The sequence below is a fragment of the Vibrio gangliei genome (assembly GCF_026001925.1).
Classification (GTDB): domain Bacteria; phylum Pseudomonadota; class Gammaproteobacteria; order Enterobacterales; family Vibrionaceae; genus Vibrio; species Vibrio gangliei.
This window is the reverse complement of record NZ_AP021869.1, coordinates 2,510,695-2,530,383: the sequence shown is the minus strand read 5'-3', so window position 1 is coordinate 2,530,383 and position 19,689 is coordinate 2,510,695. Positions and strand designations below refer to the sequence as shown.

The following is a 19,689-nucleotide window of genomic DNA, read 5'->3' as shown; positions in this document are numbered from 1 at the left end:
GAACGTGAAAAGACACATTATTTTGTATTCAAGCCGGGAAGGGCAGACGCATAAGATTGCGCGTTATATCGCTGAGCATTTAGGTCATGAACATTGCCAGTTAGCTGACTTACACCAAGCTGAGCAAGTCGATCTGTCTCATTTTGACAACATCATCATTGGTGCTTCCATTCGCTACGGCCACTTTAATAAGAGGTTATACGCTTTTATTGAGAAAAATCTTGAGCAGCTCAATCATTCCAATGCGTATTTTTATAGCGTCAACTTAACGGCACGTAAAGAAGGAAAGGATACGCCGGAAGGAAGTGCTTATATCCAGAAGTTTTTGAAAAAGTCTCCATGGAGACCTAAACATATTGGCGTGTTTGCCGGAGCATTATTGTACCCAAGATACAACTGGTTTGATCGAACTATGATCAGATTCATTATGACAATGACAGATGGTGAAACGGATACCAGTAAAGAAGTTGAATATACCGATTGGGAAAAAGTGACTCAATTCGCTCAAAAGATTCAATAATTGAAGAGAAAATAAGCACAAATAGCCGCTTTTGACTGAATTTTACTCGAATGAGAAAAAAGTCAGAGAAATCTTAAAAAAGGGCTTGCCAATGTGACTCAGGTCTCTATAATGCGCCCTCACTGACACGGAGCACGCAGCCAAGCTGCAGCACGGTTCAGAGGTCAAAACCTTCTCAAAAAGGTTTGCGAGAACAGCCTTGAGCTGGTTTGATTTCACTTTTCAAAGTGAATGAAAAAAAGTTTTAAAAAAGTGTTTGACACGAACTTTTAAATCGCTAAAATGGCCGCCCTGTTCAACGGGATGCGCTAAGCAATCTCAATAAGAACAACGCTCTTTAACAATTTAAACCTATCAATCTGTGTGGGCACTCGTTGATGATAATCAAAAAAGATTTATCAATGAACTGAGTGACCAATTTGATACTTCGGTATCGAGCACAGTCAATTCAACATTACTTAGTAATGCTAAATATCAGAATTCATTGAGCCGAAGCTTTTAGCTTCAACAAAACTTTAATTGAAGAGTTTGATCATGGCTCAGATTGAACGCTGGCGGCAGGCCTAACACATGCAAGTCGAGCGGTAACAGGAGAAAGCTTGCTTTCTCGCTGACGAGCGGCGGACGGGTGAGTAATGCATAGGAAGTTGCCCAGTAGAGGGGGATAACCATTGGAAACGATGGCTAATACCGCATGACCTCTTCGGAGCAAAGCAGGGGACCTTCGGGCCTTGCGCTATTGGATACGCCTATGTGGGATTAGCTAGTTGGTGAGGTAAGGGCTCACCAAGGCGACGATCCCTAGCTGGTCTGAGAGGATGATCAGCCACACTGGGACTGAGACACGGCCCAGACTCCTACGGGAGGCAGCAGTGGGGAATATTGCACAATGGGCGAAAGCCTGATGCAGCCATGCCGCGTGTATGAAGAAGGCCTTCGGGTTGTAAAGTACTTTCAGTTGTGAGGAAGGCGGTAAGATTAATACTCTTATCGTTTGACGTTAGCAACAGAAGAAGCACCGGCTAACTCCGTGCCAGCAGCCGCGGTAATACGGAGGGTGCGAGCGTTAATCGGAATTACTGGGCGTAAAGCGCATGCAGGTGGTTTGTTAAGTCAGATGTGAAAGCCCGGGGCTCAACCTCGGAAGGTCATTTGAAACTGGCAAACTAGAGTACTGTAGAGGGGGGTAGAATTTCAGGTGTAGCGGTGAAATGCGTAGAGATCTGAAGGAATACCAGTGGCGAAGGCGGCCCCCTGGACAGATACTGACACTCAGATGCGAAAGCGTGGGGAGCAAACAGGATTAGATACCCTGGTAGTCCACGCCGTAAACGATGTCTACTTGGAGGTTGTGGCCTTGAGCCGTGGCTTTCGGAGCTAACGCGTTAAGTAGACCGCCTGGGGAGTACGGTCGCAAGATTAAAACTCAAATGAATTGACGGGGGCCCGCACAAGCGGTGGAGCATGTGGTTTAATTCGATGCAACGCGAAGAACCTTACCTACTCTTGACATCCAGAGAAGCCAGTAGAGATACAGGTGTGCCTTCGGGAACTCTGAGACAGGTGCTGCATGGCTGTCGTCAGCTCGTGTTGTGAAATGTTGGGTTAAGTCCCGCAACGAGCGCAACCCTTATCCTTGTTTGCCAGCACTTCGGGTGGGAACTCCAGGGAGACTGCCGGTGATAAACCGGAGGAAGGTGGGGACGACGTCAAGTCATCATGGCCCTTACGAGTAGGGCTACACACGTGCTACAATGGCGCATACAGAGGGCAGCGAACTTGCGAGAGTAAGCGAATCCCAAAAAGTGCGTCGTAGTCCGGATTGGAGTCTGCAACTCGACTCCATGAAGTCGGAATCGCTAGTAATCGTAGATCAGAATGCTACGGTGAATACGTTCCCGGGCCTTGTACACACCGCCCGTCACACCATGGGAGTGGGCTGCAAAAGAAGTAGGTAGTTTAACCTTCGGGAGGACGCTTACCACTTTGTGGTTCATGACTGGGGTGAAGTCGTAACAAGGTAGCCCTAGGGGAACCTGGGGCTGGATCACCTCCTTACGTAAAGATTGTGCATTGATGAGTGTTCACACAGATTGATTAGGTTTATATAGAAGAGTTTATAAGAAAGCATCCCAATGCTTTCAATCCTGTGTCCCGTTCGTCTAGAGGCCTAGGACACCGCCCTTTCACGGCGGTAACAGGGGTTCGACTCCCCTACGGGATACCATTCTCCTTTGAGAATAAAAGGGGTCGTTAGCTCAGTTGGTAGAGCAGTTGACTTTTAATCAATTGGTCGCAGGTTCGAATCCTGCACGACCCACCATTCCTTCCATAGGAATGCTTACTTTAGGTAAGAGAAATTATGGGCGATTAGCTCAGTTGGGAGAGCACCTGCCTTACAAGCAGGGGGTCACTGGTTCGAGCCCGGTATCGCCCACCACTCTTTAAATACTTTTACGATGCATCGCATCCAATCTTTATTGTTGGATGGGGTTTAGTGACGATGAAAGTCTTTAAAAAGTGGTTTGTAATAACAAACTCTTTGCTCTTTAACAATTTGGAAAGCTGACTGATAAAACATTTTATGTTTTATCAAATAAAAGTTCTCAATGTTTATCTTTAAGATAAACACACAACACACATTCAAGTGTCTTGTATTCAAACAAACAATTCATTGTTTGTTCTATTGAGTCCGGCAACGATGACTAAGATTAACCCTCTTAATCATCAAAAACTAAAACCTTATTTAGTTGAACATACATAAAGACCCTTTTGGGTTGTATGGTTAAGTGAATAAGCGTACACGGTGGATGCCTAGGCAGTCAGAGGCGATGAAGGACGTAGTAACTTGCGATAAGCGTAGATTAGGCAGTAACAGCCACTTGAGTCTACGATTTCCGAATGGGGAAACCCACATGCATAAGCATGTATCTTAACATGAATACATAGTGTTAAGAGGCGAACTCGGGGAACTGAAACATCTAAGTACCCGAAGGAAGAGAAATCAACCGAGATTCCGAAAGTAGCGGCGAGCGAAATTGGATTAGCCCTTAAGCTTTATATGCGTCAGGTGAAGGCTCTGGAAAGTGCCGCGATACAGGGTGATAGCCCCGTAACCGACAACGTATACTAAGTGAAATCGAGTAAGGCGGGACACGTGATATCCTGTCTGAACATGGGGGGACCATCCTCCAAGGCTAAATACTCCTGACTGACCGATAGTGAACCAGTACCGTGAGGGAAAGGCGAAAAGAACCCCTGTGAGGGGAGTGAAATAGAACCTGAAACCGTGTACGTACAAGCAGTAGGAGCACCTTCGTGGTGTGACTGCGTACCTTTTGTATAATGGGTCAGCGACTTATATTTAGTAGCAAGGTTAACCGTATAGGGGAGCCGTAGGGAAACCGAGTCTTAACTGGGCGTCGAGTTGCTAGGTATAGACCCGAAACCAGGTGATCTAGCCATGGGCAGGTTGAAGGTTGAGTAACATCAACTGGAGGACCGAACCGACTAATGTTGAAAAATTAGCGGATGACTTGTGGCTAGGGGTGAAAGGCCAATCAAACCTGGAGATAGCTGGTTCTCCCCGAAAGCTATTTAGGTAGCGCCTCGGACGAATACTACTGGGGGTAGAGCACTGTTAAGGCTAGGGGGTCATCCCGACTTACCAACCCTTTGCAAACTCCGAATACCAGTAAGTACTATCCGGGAGACACACGGCGGGTGCTAACGTCCGTCGTGGAGAGGGAAACAACCCAGACCGCCAGCTAAGGTCCCAAAGTATAGCTAAGTGGGAAACGATGTGGGAAGGCTCAGACAGCCAGGATGTTGGCTTAGAAGCAGCCATCATTTAAAGAAAGCGTAATAGCTCACTGGTCGAGTCGGCCTGCGCGGAAGATGTAACGGGGCTAAGCTATACACCGAAGCTGCGGCAGCATACTTTAGTATGCTGGGTAGGGGAGCGTTCTGTAAGCCGTTGAAGGTGAACTGAGAAGTTTGCTGGAGGTATCAGAAGTGCGAATGCTGACATGAGTAACGATAAAGGGAGTGAAAAACTCCCTCGCCGGAAGACCAAGGGTTCCTGTCCAACGTTAATCGGGGCAGGGTAAGTCGACCCCTAAGGCGAGGCCGAAAGGCGTAGTCGATGGGAAACGGGTTAATATTCCCGTACTTCTTACAAATGCGATGGGGGGACGGAGAAGGCTAGGTGGGCCTGGCGATGGTTGTCCAGGTTCAAGTGCGTAGGCTGATTTCTTAGGTAAATCCGGGAAATCTTAAGGCCGAGACACGACGTCGAGCGCCCAAGGGCGTGAAGTCATTGATGCCATGCTTCCAGGAAAAGCCTCTAAGCTTCAGTTTGTAAGGAATCGTACCCCAAACCGACACAGGTGGTCGGGTAGAGAATACCAAGGCGCTTGAGAGAACTCGGGTGAAGGAACTAGGCAAAATGGTACCGTAACTTCGGGAGAAGGTACGCTCCTAGCGGTGATGAGACTTGCTCTCTAAGCTGCCGGGAGTCGCAGATACCAGGTGGCTGCAACTGTTTATTAAAAACACAGCACTGTGCAAAATCGTAAGATGACGTATACGGTGTGACGCCTGCCCGGTGCCGGAAGGTTAATTGATGGGGTTATCTTCGGAGAAGCTCTTGATCGAAGCCCCGGTAAACGGCGGCCGTAACTATAACGGTCCTAAGGTAGCGAAATTCCTTGTCGGGTAAGTTCCGACCTGCACGAATGGCGTAATGATGGCCACGCTGTCTCCACCCGAGACTCAGTGAAATTGAAATCGCTGTGAAGATGCAGTGTACCCGCGGCTAGACGGAAAGACCCCGTGAACCTTTACTACAGCTTGGCACTGAACATTGACCCTACATGTGTAGGATAGGTGGGAGACTTTGAAGCAATCACGCCAGTGGTTGTGGAGTCGTCCTTGAAATACCACCCTTGTAGTGTTGATGTTCTAACTTAGCCCCGTTATCCGGGGTGAGGACAGTGCCTGGTGGGTAGTTTGACTGGGGCGGTCTCCTCCCAAAGAGTAACGGAGGAGCACGAAGGTGGGCTAAACACGGTTGGACATCGTGTGGTTAGTGCAATGGCATAAGCCCGCTTGACTGCGAGAATGACAATTCGAGCAGGTGCGAAAGCAGGTCATAGTGATCCGGTGGTTCTGAATGGAAGGGCCATCGCTCAACGGATAAAAGGTACTCCGGGGATAACAGGCTGATACCGCCCAAGAGTTCATATCGACGGCGGTGTTTGGCACCTCGATGTCGGCTCATCACATCCTGGGGCTGAAGTCGGTCCCAAGGGTATGGCTGTTCGCCATTTAAAGTGGTACGCGAGCTGGGTTTAGAACGTCGTGAGACAGTTCGGTCCCTATCTGCCGTGGGCGTTGGAAGATTGAAGGGGGCTGCTCCTAGTACGAGAGGACCGGAGTGGACGAACCTCTGGTGTTCGGGTTGTCATGCCAATGGCATTGCCCGGTAGCTAAGTTCGGAATCGATAAGTGCTGAAAGCATCTAAGCACGAAGCGAGCCCTGAGATGAGTCTTCCCTGGCGCTTTAAGCGTCCTAAAGGGTTGTCGGAGACTACGACGTTGATAGGTTGGGTGTGTAAGCGCTGCGAGGCGTTGAGCTAACCAATACTAATTGCCCGTGAGGCTTAACCATACAACACCTAAAGGGTTTTGATGGACTCAAAAGAATACAGATAAGCACTTGAATGAGTGATGAGACTTTAGCTAGAGATAGCAAACAGCTTTCCGAATTAAGTTAAGCGCCTAACGGCGATTAACAAAAGAATTTGCTTGGCGACCATAGCGCTTTGGACCCACCTGATTCCATGCCGAACTCAGAAGTGAAACGAAGTAGCGCCGATGGTAGTGTGGGGCTTCCCCATGTGAGAGTAGGACATCGCCAGGCTTTGAATATCTATTACTGAATAGACGCTGCGGAGCGGTAGTTCAGTTGGTTAGAATACCGGCCTGTCACGCCGGGGGTCGCGGGTTCGAGTCCCGTCCGCTCCGCCACTTATTTTACGAAGCCTCGTCATCACTGACGAGGCTTTTTTGTATTTGTAGTAAATAAAGTTCTATCGCATGCAGCTATTATCATTAATTGGTGTTTATAACGAGGGCCTGAATTTTAGTTCTGCTTGATTGAAGTCAATTTCGTCTATATCTATTACCTTGCATAGTTAAGTAACAAATTATATGATCTTCGCGTGATGCTTATCATAGGTGATGGGGTTCCACCGTTAACCGCTCAAATTTTTGAGATAATGACTCCTGCTAGATGGGATAGATCTATCTGCAGGTTTTCAAATACTCTCAATGTATCTATCCTTTGCTTAAATCTTATTTATATTAGGAAGATACATGTCTCATCCATTAAAGGCTAATCCTAAGCTATTCCTCCAAATATTACGTTGGATTCTTATTCTCTTGCCGGTTTCTGCCGCTATTGGCGCTTTAAATGCTTTCTTCTTGTGGTTGCTTGCTGAAGCGACGACTACTCGTGAAGCTAACACCTGGCTATTATATTTATTACCTTTTGCCGGTCTGGTTATTCTCTATTTATACAAAGAATTGGGCAAAAATTCGGATGATGGTAATAACTTAATCATGGATGAAATACATCAGCCAGGTGCCGGTATTCCTACTCGAATGGGACCATTAGTTTTAATTACTACCGTTATGACACATTTGTTTGGAGGATCTGCTGGTCGAGAAGGAACGGCGGTCCAAATTGGTGGCGCAGCTTCGAATTATTTCGCTAAATTGTTTAAGTTATCAGAGTCAGATAAACGCTTACTGCTGATATCAGGCATTGCCGCTGGCTTTGGTGCAATTTTCGGTACGCCGTTAACAGGAGCAATTTTCGCTCTAGAAGTGCTCGCTATTGGACGTTTGAAGTATGATGCTATTGTTCCAGCCTTATTTGCTGCAATTATTGCAGATGTTGTCTGTACGGCTTTAGGGGCGCATCATACGCATTACCGAATAGATTTTCTGGAAACCTATCAATTGCTCGATCATGTTGTAAAAGTTGATCCATACTTGCTGCTTAAAATCTTAGTCGCTGGTGTTGGCTTTGGTTTGGCTGGTTATTTGTTTGGTGAATTAACCCATTCTTTAAAAGACTTCTTTAAATTAACGCTCAAAAATCCATATTTGATTGTTTTTGTCGGTGGTGTCTTAGTAATCATCATGACTAAATTGATTGGTAACTACGATTATACCGGTCTTGGCGTCTACAGTAGTCGAGAAGGAGGGGTTAGCATTCTCTCTGCTTTTCATCAAGGTGGTGCTGAGTGGTATAGCTGGCTACTCAAGCTGATTTTGACCGCATTGACACTATCAGTAGGTTTTAAAGGTGGTGAAGTCACGCCACTATTTTTTATTGGTGCAACGTTAGGAAATACATTAGCTTGGTTGTTAGGTGCACCTCCAGAGCTGTTTGCTGCCTTAGGCTTTATTGCAGTATTTGCCGCCGCCACCAACACACCTTTAGCTTGCACCATTATGGGCGTTGAGTTATTTGGTTCCGAATATATTTTGTATTTTGCTGTAGTCTGCTACACCGCTTATTACTTTAGCGGACATACCGGAATTTATTCTTCTCAAAGAGTGGCGGTGCCTAAATTATTTGATTTGAAAGAGGCGCCAAAGTTCGATGGAAAAATTGGCCAATTGCGGGAGACGCATTCGAGCTTGTTCGCTTCTTTGATCAATAAATTGAAAAAATAAAAGCATTGTATTTATTATCACAAATTTTGATGATTAAACTTGATGATAATATGTTCACTTTATATACTCGATAAACTTGTCGGAGTGCCATAAGGCTGAGACCGCGTTGCGGGATCCGTTGAACCTGAACAGGCTAATACCTGCGTAGGGAACGAGAGAAGAGTAATCTTTACTACAATTACCCCCTCTATAAATGTAGCTGTGTCTTACAGTTACTCTCTTGTGCATCAAATCCGTCAAGCATTTCCCGTTAAGGGTCTAACTTATACAGTTAAAGGAAAATGCTATGTCGTCAAGTCGTAAACAAGCCAGAATGGCAGCGAAAAACTTTATTGATTCGTTGTCTGTACAACCTTATCCCAACTCACAAAAAGTCTATATTGAAGGCAGCCGCCCAGACTTACGTGTACCTATGCGTCAAATTAGCCTCGCAGATAGTCTGATTGGTGGGACAAAAGATAATCCAGTTTTTGAGCCTAATGAACCCATTCAGGTTTACGATACCTCTGGTGTGTATACCGATCCTAATTATGAAATAAACCTGTATGAAGGGTTGCCAAAATTAAGAGAAAGTTGGATTGAGGAAAGGGAAGATACTGAATATCTGGAGCAAGTTTCTTCTCGTTTTACGCAGCAGCGTTTGGATGATGAGACGTTAGATGAATTGCGTTATGGCAATTTACCTAAAATTCGTAAAGCTAAAGCAGGAAAATGTGTCACCCAACTTCATTATGCGCGCCAAGGCATCATTACTCCTGAAATGGAATTTATCGCCATTCGTGAAAATATGGGGCGTCAAAAGTTTGCAGATGAACAGCTCAATCAGCAACATCCAGGACAAAGCTTTGGCGCACACTTACCCAAAGAAATTACCCCAGAATTTGTTCGTCGCGAAGTAGCAGAAGGCCGGGCAATTATTCCATCCAATATTAACCACCCAGAGTCTGAGCCTATGATTATTGGGCGTAACTTTTTGATTAAAGTGAATGCCAATATTGGTAATTCTTCTGTGTCATCGTCGATTGAAGAAGAAGTTGAAAAGCTGGTTTGGTCTACTCGATGGGGCGGCGATACGGTGATGGATCTATCAACTGGTCGTAATATTCATGAAACCCGAGAGTGGATTCTACGCAATAGCCCAGTACCAATCGGTACGGTTCCTATGTATCAAGCGCTAGAAAAGGTTAATGGTGTCGCTGAAAACCTCAACTGGGAAGTGATGCGAGACACCTTAATTGAGCAAGCCGAGCAAGGTGTTGATTATTTCACTATCCATGCAGGCTTATTACTACGTTATGTTCCAATGACGGCGAAACGTGTGACAGGCATTGTTTCTCGTGGCGGTTCGATCATTGCCAAGTGGTGTTTAGCCCATCATCAAGAAAGCTTTTTATATACTCACTTTCGTGAAATTTGTGAGATTTGTGCTCAATATGATGTGGCGTTATCACTTGGTGATGGTTTACGCCCTGGTTCGATCGCTGATGCCAATGATGAAGCACAGTTTGCTGAATTACGTACATTAGGTGAGTTGACGAAAATCGCTTGGGAATATGATGTTCAAGTCATGATTGAAGGCCCTGGTCATGTGCCAATGCATATGATCAAAGAGAATATGGATGAGCAATTAAAGCACTGTCACGAAGCACCTTTTTATACCTTAGGTCCTTTAACAACAGATATTGCCCCTGGCTACGATCACATAACTTCAGGGATTGGTGCCGCTATGATTGGTTGGTTTGGCTGTGCAATGCTATGTTATGTCACGCCCAAAGAGCACCTTGGTTTGCCGAATAAAGAAGATGTCAAAACCGGCCTTATCACTTATAAGCTAGCTGCACATGCGGGGGATTTAGCCAAAGGGCACCCAGGAGCACAAATCCGTGATAATGCTTTGTCTAAAGCTCGTTTTGAATTTCGTTGGCATGATCAATTCAATCTTTCCCTCGATCCAGAAACGGCGCTGGCATTTCATGATGAAACTTTGCCGCAAGAATCGGGTAAGGTCGCACATTTTTGTTCGATGTGCGGCCCTAAGTTTTGCTCCATGAAAATCTCTCAAGAAGTGCGTGAATATGCCAAAGATACCGAGCAGGTTGCCGCCGATCAGGCGATTGAAATTAAAATGCTTGATGATCCATTAGAGGGGATGAAGCAGAAGTCGGCTGAGTTTTTGGCCTCTGGTTCAGAACTTTATCATCCTGCTGTCGAGGCTAAGCCTTCAAAGCAAGAGGTTGAAACCAATGAATAGCGTTGAATTATCTTCCTCTGCAAACATGCAGTTATCAACCTTGATGCAATGTTGTCTTACTGCGGCTAATGACGTCGGGTTTCCGTCTCCTTCGATCAGTTTTGAGTCTGTTGGTTCGGACAACTTACTTACTAGCACGGTTTATTTTGCCGATAAAACACTACGTGTTATTCCTTATTTCCAGCCGCTAAATACGCATCCAACTGATGAAAATACTGTCAGTGATAATAGCGTTATCACCTTGTGTTACGGCTTTCAGAATGATGGTTTATCACCGCACGCTATTTCTATTGGCGTTGCGGCAAGTGGTAAAAATCTTGATATATATCGTAAGCCCAAATCACAAACCACAAAACTGGCCTACCCAAAACACATTAGTTTGAATGATCCTATGCATCATTATTGTTGGTTTGTATTGGCTTTAGCTTTGGAGTTTGAAATTGAAGATGCGCTTGTCATTGCTAATGCGGCTACATTTCATTCTTGTGTTTCACGTGAAACATCATGGCCGCACAAAGCAAGTGATTTTGAACATTTAACTACTTTAGAAACACAGCAATGTGCACCTTTCTTGCCTGTCAATACTGATGATTTAAGTTTGTATCCCGTTGTTGATTCATCCGCTTGGATCGAAAAGGTTTTATCTTCAGGGGTAAAAACGGTACAGCTAAGAATTAAATATAAAAACTCAGTCAGTTTAGAATCTGAAATTAAGCAAGCAGTGGCGCTAGGTGAACAATATGGTGCGCAAGTGTTTATAAACGATTATTGGCAACTGGCCATTAAACATGGCGCATATGGCGTTCATTTAGGACAAGAAGACTTAGCCAGTGCTGACTTGATGGCTATTCAGCAAGCGGGAATGAGATTGGGTATTTCAACGCATGGCTATCATGAGATCTTACGTGCAATGCATTTTAAACCTTCTTACATCGCGCTTGGGCATATTTTTGCTACGACGACAAAAGCTATGCCATCGCAGCCGCAAGGTATAACAAAGTTGACGTTATATCAGCAGTTAGTGGGGGAATTACTTCCTACCGTCGCGATAGGAGGAATTGATTTGCATAACGCTGCAAAAATATGGCAGACAGGTGTGAATAGCCTCGCGGTGGTTCGTGCTATTACATTGGCAGATGATATACAATTGGCGATAGATTCTTTCTATCAAATAATGCAGTCGCAGCACGCTAATCAGGCTGCTTGTATATCGCAGTGACACTAAAAGGTAATTAAGGAAACGGTATGAACGACCAACAATTTCAACGCTACCAAAGACAAATCATGGTGCCGGAAATCGCTGAAACCGGACAAGAAAAGTTAATGGCAAGCAAAGTATTGTTGGTGGGTTGTGGTGGTTTAGGCTCGGCTGCGGCGATGTATTTGGCTGGTGCTGGAGTGGGCAGCTTGGTTGTGGCTGATGGCGATAACGTTGACTCGTCTAATTTGCAGCGCCAAGTGGTCTATCGCGAAAGTGATTTAGGTAAAAATAAAGCGCAAGCGATGGCCGAGCAACTCAAACAGCTTAATCCACATTGTAAAGTTCGCAGTGTATCCAGCTACTTGCAAGATGCTCAGTTGAACTTAGAAGTGATGTTGGCCGATGTTGTATTGGATTGCAGTGATAATTTTCCTACGAGGCAAGCAGTCAATAAAGCCTGTCATGATGGAAAAACCACGTTGATTTCTGGTTCTGCCACTGGCTGGGTCGGACAATTGATGAGTTTTGATTTTCATAAACAACCGTCCCCTTGTTACCACTGCGCTGTGCCATACCAAGATAACAACGCAGGTTTAAAGTGTTCAGAATCGGGTGTAGTTGGTCCTGTCGTAGGTAGCTTAGGTAACCTACAGGCACTGGAAGCAATCAAATATCTTACTGGTAACGATAAATTTAAACCTGCGATTTTCAATTTATTTGATGGACAAACGCTTTCTTGGCAACGATTTAATATTGCGAGAGAGGCAAGTTGTCCTGTGTGTGGAAGCCTAGAGGAAATTTAGGACTTCTATACAAGGAAGAATCTAAGGAGATGCACCATGCAAGTCAGGGTGAATCAGCAAGTAAAAACGCTCAACAATGAACAAAATAACCTAGGTACATTTTTAACAAATTTAGATATTGATACCAAGCAAGTCGCGGTTGCAGTCAATTCAGACATCATTCCCAAATCATCTTGGTCAGCCTTTGAGTTGAAAGAAGGTGATGACATTGCGATCTTCAGTATGATTGCAGGAGGCTGATCTCATGTCTGAATTGAATGATACACAGGTTCTTAATGATGCGCTGGCTCTTAATGATACATTGCTTATTGGCAACACTTGCTTTCAATCACGACTATTTACGGGGACCGGGAAGTTCGCCAACTCAAAACTCATGCTTGAATCTTTGAGTGCATCGGGTTCGCAGTTGACGACACTGGCGCTTAAACGGATTGATTTACAGCAACAAAGCGATGATATCTTACGCCCATTGCAGCAATCTAATATCCAATTACTGCCTAATACCTCTGGTGCAAAAACAGCCAAAGAAGCGGTTTTCGCTGCGCAGTTAGCGCGTGAAGTCCTCGATACCTCATGGGTGAAACTTGAAATTCATCCCGATCCTAAATATTTGATGCCAGACCCGATCGAAACCTTAAAAGCAGCAGAGCAATTGGTTGAATTAGGCTTTACCGTTTTGCCTTATTGTCATGCTGATCCTGTATTGTGTAAACGTTTGGAGGATGTTGGTTGTGCTGCTGTCATGCCGCTCGGAGCCCCAATCGGTTCAAATAAAGGGTTAGTGTCTGAAGACTTTCTTAAAATCATAATCGAACAAGCTAAGGTACCTGTTGTTATTGATGCTGGTATTGGTGCGCCATCTCATGCGGCTTATGCCATGGAGTTAGGCGCTGATGCGGTATTAGTTAATACTGCGATGGCATCTTCTCCACATCCAGTACAAATGGCGACTGCATTTAAACAAGCGGTTGAGGCAGGGCGAAGCGCGTTTATAGCCGGCTTAGGGCCGCGTTCTGTACAAGCGAATGCATCCAGTCCACTCACTTCATTTCTGGAGTAAGTGCAATGACATTTAGACAAGTATTTGACTCATTAAATTGGGATGATATTGGCTTATCCATACAGAGTAAAAATGCCCAAGATGTGGAGCGTGCGTTAGGGAAAGAGCGCATAGATTTAGACGATTTTAAAGCGCTCATTTCACCCGCCGCCGAAAGCTATCTCGAAGTGATGGCACAAAAATCATACGCCTTAACTAGGCAACGGTTCGGACACAATATTGGATTATACATACCATTATATTTATCCAACCTGTGTGCCAATGCTTGTACATATTGCGGTTTTTCTATGGAAAATAAAATCAAACGTCGTACTTTGAATTTGGAAGAAATTGAAGCTGAAGTACAAGCGATTAAGGCAATGAAATTTGACAGCGTGCTATTAGTGACGGGTGAGCATGAAACCAAAGTTGGCATGAATTATTTTCGCCAAATGCTTCCTGCTATTAAATCCAAATTTTCTTATTTAGCGATGGAAGTACAGCCACTTGATCAGCAAGATTACGCAGAACTTAAAACCTTAGGTTTAGATGCGGTGATGGTGTATCAAGAAACTTATCATCCAAGTACTTATGCGAAGCATCATTTACGAGGTAATAAGCAAGACTTTTACTATCGATTAGAAACGCCAGATCGCATTGCCAGTGCTGGGATTGATAAGATAGGAATAGGGGCATTAATTGGGTTAGAAGATTGGCGAACGGATTGTTTTTTTAGTGCAGTACATTTGAAGTATTTAGAAAGACAATATTGGCAAACGCGATACTCCATTTCATTTCCACGATTGCGTCCTTGTGCCGGTTCATTGCAGCCTAAATCCGTCATGACAGATAAACAATTGGTACAGTTGATTTGTGCTTTTCGTTTACTCAGCCCTGAAGTTGAGCTGTCATTATCAACGCGTGAACAAGCGAGTTTTCGCGATAACTTACTGCCGCTGGGAATCACACATATTTCTGCCGCTTCAAAAACACAGCCTGGGGGCTATGCCAACGATGAGGTGGAATTGGAGCAGTTTGAAATTAGTGATGATCGCAGCGTAATTCAAGTTGAGCAGGCATTAAAGCAAAAAGGGTATGAGCCGGTTTGGACTGACTGGAATTCTGTCTATTCGGGATAATATATGTTCTGTGTTTCACGTGAAACACATGGGTAAAACAAAGCCCGCTCAAGAAATTGGGCGGGCTTTTCTGTTAGTTCTTAGCTGGTATGCACTTACTATATGGCTTGAGTTGCTTGTTGAAGCCAAGCTCGAACATTACCTTCCACTAATGGGCTGATATCGTTCCAAACCTTTTGATGATAATCATTGAGCCACTGTTTTTCTGGTTCGGTTAATAAGGCAGTATCAACCGCACGAACATCGATTGGACAGCGGGTTAACGATTCAAAACTAAGGACAGGGAAATCACCTTGAGTCGATTTTTCAGTGACCAGCTCCAAGTTTTCGATACGAATACCAAATTCATTGGCACGATAATAACCTGGTTCATTGGACAGAACCATACCAGGTTGTAGTGCCACACCATTGTATGCTGGTGAAATTCTTTGTGGACCTTCATGAACACTGAGGAAGTGTCCAACACCATGACCTGTACCATGGTCATAATTATAGCCTTCAGCCCACAGGTATTGACGTGCCAAAACATCAAGCTGACTACCGGTTGTGCCTGTTGGGAATCGGGCGTTGGCAAGAGCGATATGGCCTTTTAACACCAGAGTAAATTGCTTTTTCATAAAGGCGCTAGGTTCGCCAATTGCAACAGTACGAGTTATATCGGTTGTACCATCTAAATACTGACCACCTGAATCAACAAGATACAAAGTATTGAGTTGTAATCGACCGAACTCGGCTTGGTCAGCATGATTATAGTGACACATTGCTGCGTTGCTACCTGCCGCAGAAATAGTATCAAAGCTCAGATCCGCTAAACTAGGATCTTCTTTGCGGAAATCATGCAGAGTAGAAGCAAGTACATCTTCATCATGCAAGCGGCCAGCTGCCACTTCTTCATCGATCCAGCACAAAAATTTCGCCATCGCAGCACCATCTCGAACATGACAGTTGATCATTCCTTGTGCCTCTACCGAGTTTTTGGCTGCCTTTGGTAATAGGCAGGGATCACTAGTTGCGATAATCGCGGCACCAGCTTCATTTAATTTTTGGCTAAACCAAGCATTACTCGAATTAGGATCGACCAATACTTTTTTGCAGTGTAATGACTGTAACGCCTGTGCGAGTAACTGACTATCTTGCACACGTACATCGGTACCGACATGCTGCTCAAAATCGCTCGGAATTCGATTTGGATTCAAGAAGAGATCAACACTAGCATCTTGGTGTAAAATAGCATGGCAAAGAACAGCAGGCAGGCGAGGTACATCTAAACCACGCATATTGAGCAACCAACAGATAGAATCGATTTGCGTTAGCAAGGCTGCATCTGCATTTTTTTCACGAATTAATGCTGCAATTTCAGCACGTTTGTCTTGAGAAGATTGACCAACGACTTCAAGCGGCATTAAACGAATGGGTGACTCAACGGTTTGTGGACGATATTGCCATAGTTGATCAATTGGATTCTCTTCGATCGTCGCGATCGTGATCAAACCAGCCAATTTTTGTTGTGCTGACTCAAACCATGTGGCTGAATGCATGCGTGTATCAATGGCTAATTGACTACCTACTGATAAATTCTTTCGAATCCATTCAAGCGGCGGTTCTTGAATGAGATGATGGTAGCTAAAAATCTCACTTGGGACTTGTTTCGTCACTTGTACCGTGTAGCGCCCATCGACAAACATGGCCGCTTGATCTTTCGTAATAACAGCAGCCCCCGCAGATCCGGCAAAACCTGTTACCCAAGCTAGGCGTTCATTGTGTTCTGGGATGTACTCACCAAGAAATTCATCTTCATGAGGAATAATAAAAGCATCGCAATTGTGTTGTACCAACCAGTCGCGAATCTGTTGCACGCGTTGTGAAATGTCTTTCTGCATCTGAATCATCCTTATTGATATACTCGTACTGATCAGGCATGTCCTAATGTCGAGAATTGAGTAGATAATATCACTCGAAAGCCGGGTTGTAATTCGATAGGAGTAAAAAGACAATAAACAGGTTTCACGTGAAACTTTTGTTTGTGGTGGGGATACGCGAAGATAAAATCCATTAAATGTGAATTTTGGTTTTATAAATTGGATTTCAGGCGTATATTTATCACTCATTTCCGGTAGTGAATATTCTCAACTACTCGTTATTAAAAATAATTGGAACCTATATTTATTTATGTCATTGACTACTTATGAAATGGCTCGAATTTTAGAGCAACTGGACGAAAGCCCAGAGAAAGTCATGTATGGAAAATTGCTGACCGAACTTGGCAACCAAAGTCAAGAACGTATCCGCAGTGCTGCGAAACAAGTACCGCTCGAACTATTACGAGATCTGATTTATCAATTTCAAGTGATTGCAGATTCACGCAAATCAGAGCAGGTGCAAATTTTGGCTGAAAAATTAAAAGCACAAGGACTTTCAGCCGAGGATTTACAACGTTATATCGAAAATAAAAAATAATTAATTTGTATTTGTTCGCACGGACGATGTTTTAAATTTTAACTGCTGCACGGCTAATCCACCCAAGATTAATAGCAAACCAATAATGGTTGAGATATAAATCGTCTCACCAATAATTTGCGACAATAAGATGAGTGAAATAAAGGGAGAGAGAAAGATTAAGTTACTCACTCTCGCGGTATTACTCGTCTTTTTGAGGGCGGTTAGCCACAATACAAACGTAATACCCATTTCAAAAATACCCACATAGCTGACCGCTAACCAACCATGAATATCAACCCCAGCCCAAGATAATCCTTCATACCAAGCTAACGTGGCCGAAAATGGTAGCGACACTAAAAAGCCGAGTAAAACGACTATGATTGGATCAGCCTTATTTTTGGCATTTAAAATCCAATAGCCCGCCCAGAGTAAAGTTGATAATAAGGCGAGCCCAACCCCAAGCGGGCTATCAAAAGATAAAGCGAATAAATCACCTTTAGTGGCAATGACTAAGACGCCAAGATAACCAAGTAAGCATGCAAACCAATCTTGAGGGCGAATTTTTTGCCCAAGAAAAACAGCGGCCATCAGGGCAAGTGTGATCGCCCAACTGTAATTTAACGGCTGAGCTTGAGAAGCCGGCAATAAATCATAGGCCTTGAATAAGATCAGGTAATAGCCAAGCGGGTTGATCAAACCAAGCAGAATAAAATACAAAGGGTTACTGAAAAAGGTGGAAGTAATTTGACTGAGTGAGCCTCGGATAGCACATACGATGAAAAGTACGACAACAGAAACGAGACTTGCCACGAACAGCATTTGAATGGGCGAAAACTGCTGTAAGGTTAATTTAAATGCGGTAGCGACGGTTGACCATAGTAAGACTGCAGCTAAGCCAAATAACAATGCGCTACGTTCAGAATGCGATTCGGAATTCATTCTCATAACATCCTTTGTTATCTATAGACTGGACATTCATCCAGTATCCAATATGATTTGAACAATGAAAGCAAACAAATAAAGGGTATGTATGCAGTGGATAAACCATCATAGCGATTTGGTTGTATTAATGCTAATGACGATCATTGTGTTGATGATCGGAGCACAATTATGGCTAAGTAACCGTTATCGACATCAAATCGAATTGCTAAAACAGAGCCAATTAGCAGAGCAAACCCACCAAGCCGCTACAATCCAATCGTTACAAGACAAAGCCCAACAATTACAGCAAGAGTTGGATGAGTTGGATATTGAACGTGATAAATCTGAATATGAAGCTCGCAGCCATTATGGGCAGTTAATGGCGGCGAATGAACGGTTGAAATATCTCGATCAAATTCAAACTGAATATGGCCAATTAAAAACACGTTATGAGAAACTCACTACTGAGAATCATGAGTTAAAAGCGCAAATGCGTGAACAACATGCAATGCACGAGCAGCAACGTCAAGCCAATCAGGAAAAGCTAGCCATACTCGAACAAGCAGAGCAGAGGCTCAAGGCGGAGTTTGAACGTTTGGCGAATCAATTATTTGAAACCAAGGTCAAGAGTGTCGATGAGCAAAACAAACAAAGCTTGGAGCATCTGCTTAACCCGCTAAAAGAGCAGCTCAATGGTTTTAAAAAGCAAGTGACCGACAGCTACCATGCTGAATCAAAAGAGCGCCATACTTTGGTGCACGAAATTAAGCAGCTGCAAAAGCTCAATGAACAAATGGCGCAAGATGCCGTGAACCTAACCCAAGCGCTAAAAGGCGACAATAAGCAACAAGGCAACTGGGGGGAAGTGGTATTAGCCAAAGTGCTGCAAGATTCCGGTCTGCGTGAAGGCTATGAATACCAAACACAAGTGAGCCTAAATCATGATACGGGTAAACGTTATCAGCCTGATGTGATCGTCAATTTACCAGAGAATAAACAAGTGGTTGTCGATTCGAAAATGACTTTAGTCGCATTTGAGCGTTACTTTAATGCCGAGAATGATAGCCAGAGAGAAAAAGCGTTAAACGAGCATTTGGTTTCAATTCGAAGTCATATTAAGCAATTAAGCCAGAAAGATTACCATCGTTTAAAAGGCATCACTTCGCTTGATTATGTGTTGATGTTTATTCCTATCGAACCCGCTTTTCAATTGGCCATTGAACGCGATCCGAGCCTAATTCGAGATGCGATGGAACAGAATATTATCGTCGTCAGCCCAACGACATTGCTGGTGGCTTTGCGAACCATTAATAATTTATGGCGTAACGAGAGACAAAACCAAAACGCCAAAATGATCGCGGAGAAGGCCAGTAAGCTGTATGACAAAATGCGTTTATTTGTTGATGATATGGAAAATGTGGGGCAAGCCTTAACAAGAGCGCAAACGAGCTACCAAGGCGCGATGAATAAACTCAGCACTGGACGAGGCAACCTGATCCGTCAGGCGGAAAGTTTTAAATCGCTTGGGGTGGAAGTAAAAAAAGGCATCAGCCAAGAAATCACTGAAATTGCACAAAATGACCTCGACAACCACAGACAAGCGGTTGAGGATAAAGTAAACTAACCC

General features: G+C 44.2%; 12 protein-coding genes, 4 tRNA genes, 3 rRNA genes and 2 riboswitches. Of the genes, 17 read left to right on the top strand and 2 right to left on the bottom strand.

Annotated elements, in window-relative coordinates; all coding sequences use genetic code 11:
- The first annotated feature begins 4 nt into the window (after positions 1 to 4).
- From hemG to thiH, 15 genes are all read left to right on the top strand, one after another.
- The gene (gene hemG / locus Vgang_RS11695) at positions 5 to 520 is read left to right on the top strand and encodes a menaquinone-dependent protoporphyrinogen IX dehydrogenase (protein ID WP_105903720.1); all 516 of its coding nucleotides are present in this window, start codon (positions 5 to 7) and stop codon (positions 518 to 520) included.
- Positions 521 to 1,036: 516 nt separating this feature from the next.
- Positions 1,037 to 2,578: ribosomal RNA gene (locus tag Vgang_RS11690) — 16S ribosomal RNA — on the top strand.
- 93 nt (positions 2,579 to 2,671) lie between these two features.
- Positions 2,672 to 2,747: transfer RNA gene (locus Vgang_RS11685), tRNA-Glu, on the top strand.
- Positions 2,748 to 2,767: 20 nt separating this feature from the next.
- Positions 2,768 to 2,843, top strand: a tRNA-Lys gene (locus Vgang_RS11680).
- Between the two features lie 41 nt (positions 2,844 to 2,884).
- Positions 2,885 to 2,960: transfer RNA gene (locus tag Vgang_RS11675), tRNA-Val, on the top strand.
- 343 nt (positions 2,961 to 3,303) lie between these two features.
- A 23S ribosomal RNA gene (locus Vgang_RS11670) occupies positions 3,304 to 6,191 on the top strand.
- Positions 6,192 to 6,327: 136 nt separating this feature from the next.
- Positions 6,328 to 6,443: ribosomal RNA gene (gene rrf / locus Vgang_RS11665) — 5S ribosomal RNA — on the top strand.
- The 16S, 23S and 5S rRNA genes sit together here with 4 tRNA genes alongside, the layout of an rRNA operon.
- A gap of 30 nt (positions 6,444 to 6,473) precedes the next feature.
- Positions 6,474 to 6,550: transfer RNA gene (locus Vgang_RS11660), tRNA-Asp, on the top strand.
- Between the two features lie 200 nt (positions 6,551 to 6,750).
- Positions 6,751 to 6,818, top strand: a riboswitch (Fluoride riboswitch).
- An 80-nt stretch (positions 6,819 to 6,898) separates the two neighbouring features.
- Positions 6,899 to 8,269, top strand: a complete 1,371-nt coding sequence (locus tag Vgang_RS11655; protein ID WP_105903667.1) for a voltage-gated chloride channel family protein — start codon at positions 6,899 to 6,901, stop codon at positions 8,267 to 8,269.
- A 70-nt stretch (positions 8,270 to 8,339) separates the two neighbouring features.
- Positions 8,340 to 8,437, top strand: a riboswitch (TPP riboswitch).
- Positions 8,438 to 8,555: 118 nt separating this feature from the next.
- Positions 8,556 to 10,520, top strand: coding sequence for a phosphomethylpyrimidine synthase ThiC (thiC, locus tag Vgang_RS11650; protein ID WP_105903668.1), 1,965 nt, complete (start codon positions 8,556 to 8,558; stop codon positions 10,518 to 10,520).
- The gene (thiE, locus tag Vgang_RS11645) at positions 10,513 to 11,739 is read left to right on the top strand and encodes a thiamine phosphate synthase (RefSeq protein WP_105903669.1); all 1,227 of its coding nucleotides are present in this window, start codon (positions 10,513 to 10,515) and stop codon (positions 11,737 to 11,739) included. The genes thiC and thiE overlap by 8 nt, the downstream gene beginning before the upstream one ends.
- A gap of 26 nt (positions 11,740 to 11,765) precedes the next feature.
- Positions 11,766 to 12,524 (top strand): HesA/MoeB/ThiF family protein, encoded by a 759-nt coding sequence (locus tag Vgang_RS11640; RefSeq protein ID WP_105903670.1) that lies wholly within the window; start codon positions 11,766 to 11,768, stop codon positions 12,522 to 12,524.
- Positions 12,525 to 12,560: 36 nt separating this feature from the next.
- The gene (gene thiS / locus Vgang_RS11635; protein WP_105903671.1) at positions 12,561 to 12,764 is read left to right on the top strand and encodes a sulfur carrier protein ThiS; all 204 of its coding nucleotides are present in this window, start codon (positions 12,561 to 12,563) and stop codon (positions 12,762 to 12,764) included.
- A gap of 4 nt (positions 12,765 to 12,768) precedes the next feature.
- Positions 12,769 to 13,584: a thiazole synthase gene (locus Vgang_RS11630; protein ID WP_105903672.1), complete on the top strand. Its 816-nt coding sequence runs from the start codon at positions 12,769 to 12,771 to the stop codon at positions 13,582 to 13,584.
- Between the two features lie 5 nt (positions 13,585 to 13,589).
- Entirely contained in the window at positions 13,590 to 14,702 is a 1,113-nt protein-coding gene (gene thiH, locus Vgang_RS11625; RefSeq protein ID WP_105903673.1) for a 2-iminoacetate synthase ThiH, read from the top strand.
- 98 nt (positions 14,703 to 14,800) lie between these two features.
- Here the strand turns inward: thiH and Vgang_RS11620 are convergent, their stop codons facing one another.
- On the bottom strand, positions 14,801 to 16,582 hold the full coding sequence (locus Vgang_RS11620; RefSeq protein ID WP_105903674.1) for an aminopeptidase P family protein: 1,782 nt from the start codon (positions 16,580 to 16,582) through the stop codon (positions 14,801 to 14,803).
- A 289-nt stretch (positions 16,583 to 16,871) separates the two neighbouring features.
- Here Vgang_RS11620 and tsrA point away from each other — a divergent pair, with 289 nt between their 5' ends.
- Entirely contained in the window at positions 16,872 to 17,159 is a 288-nt protein-coding gene (gene tsrA / locus Vgang_RS11615; RefSeq protein WP_105903675.1) for an H-NS-like global regulator TsrA, read from the top strand.
- Here tsrA and Vgang_RS11610 read toward each other — a convergent pair whose 3' ends face one another.
- Positions 17,160 to 18,080: a DMT family transporter gene (locus tag Vgang_RS11610; protein WP_105903676.1), complete on the bottom strand. Its 921-nt coding sequence runs from the start codon at positions 18,078 to 18,080 to the stop codon at positions 17,160 to 17,162.
- Between the two features lie 91 nt (positions 18,081 to 18,171).
- On the opposite strand from Vgang_RS11610, the gene rmuC reads away from it, so the two are divergent.
- Positions 18,172 to 19,686, top strand: coding sequence for a DNA recombination protein RmuC (gene rmuC, locus Vgang_RS11605; protein ID WP_105903677.1), 1,515 nt, complete (start codon positions 18,172 to 18,174; stop codon positions 19,684 to 19,686).
- Positions 19,687 to 19,689 lie beyond the last annotated feature (3 nt).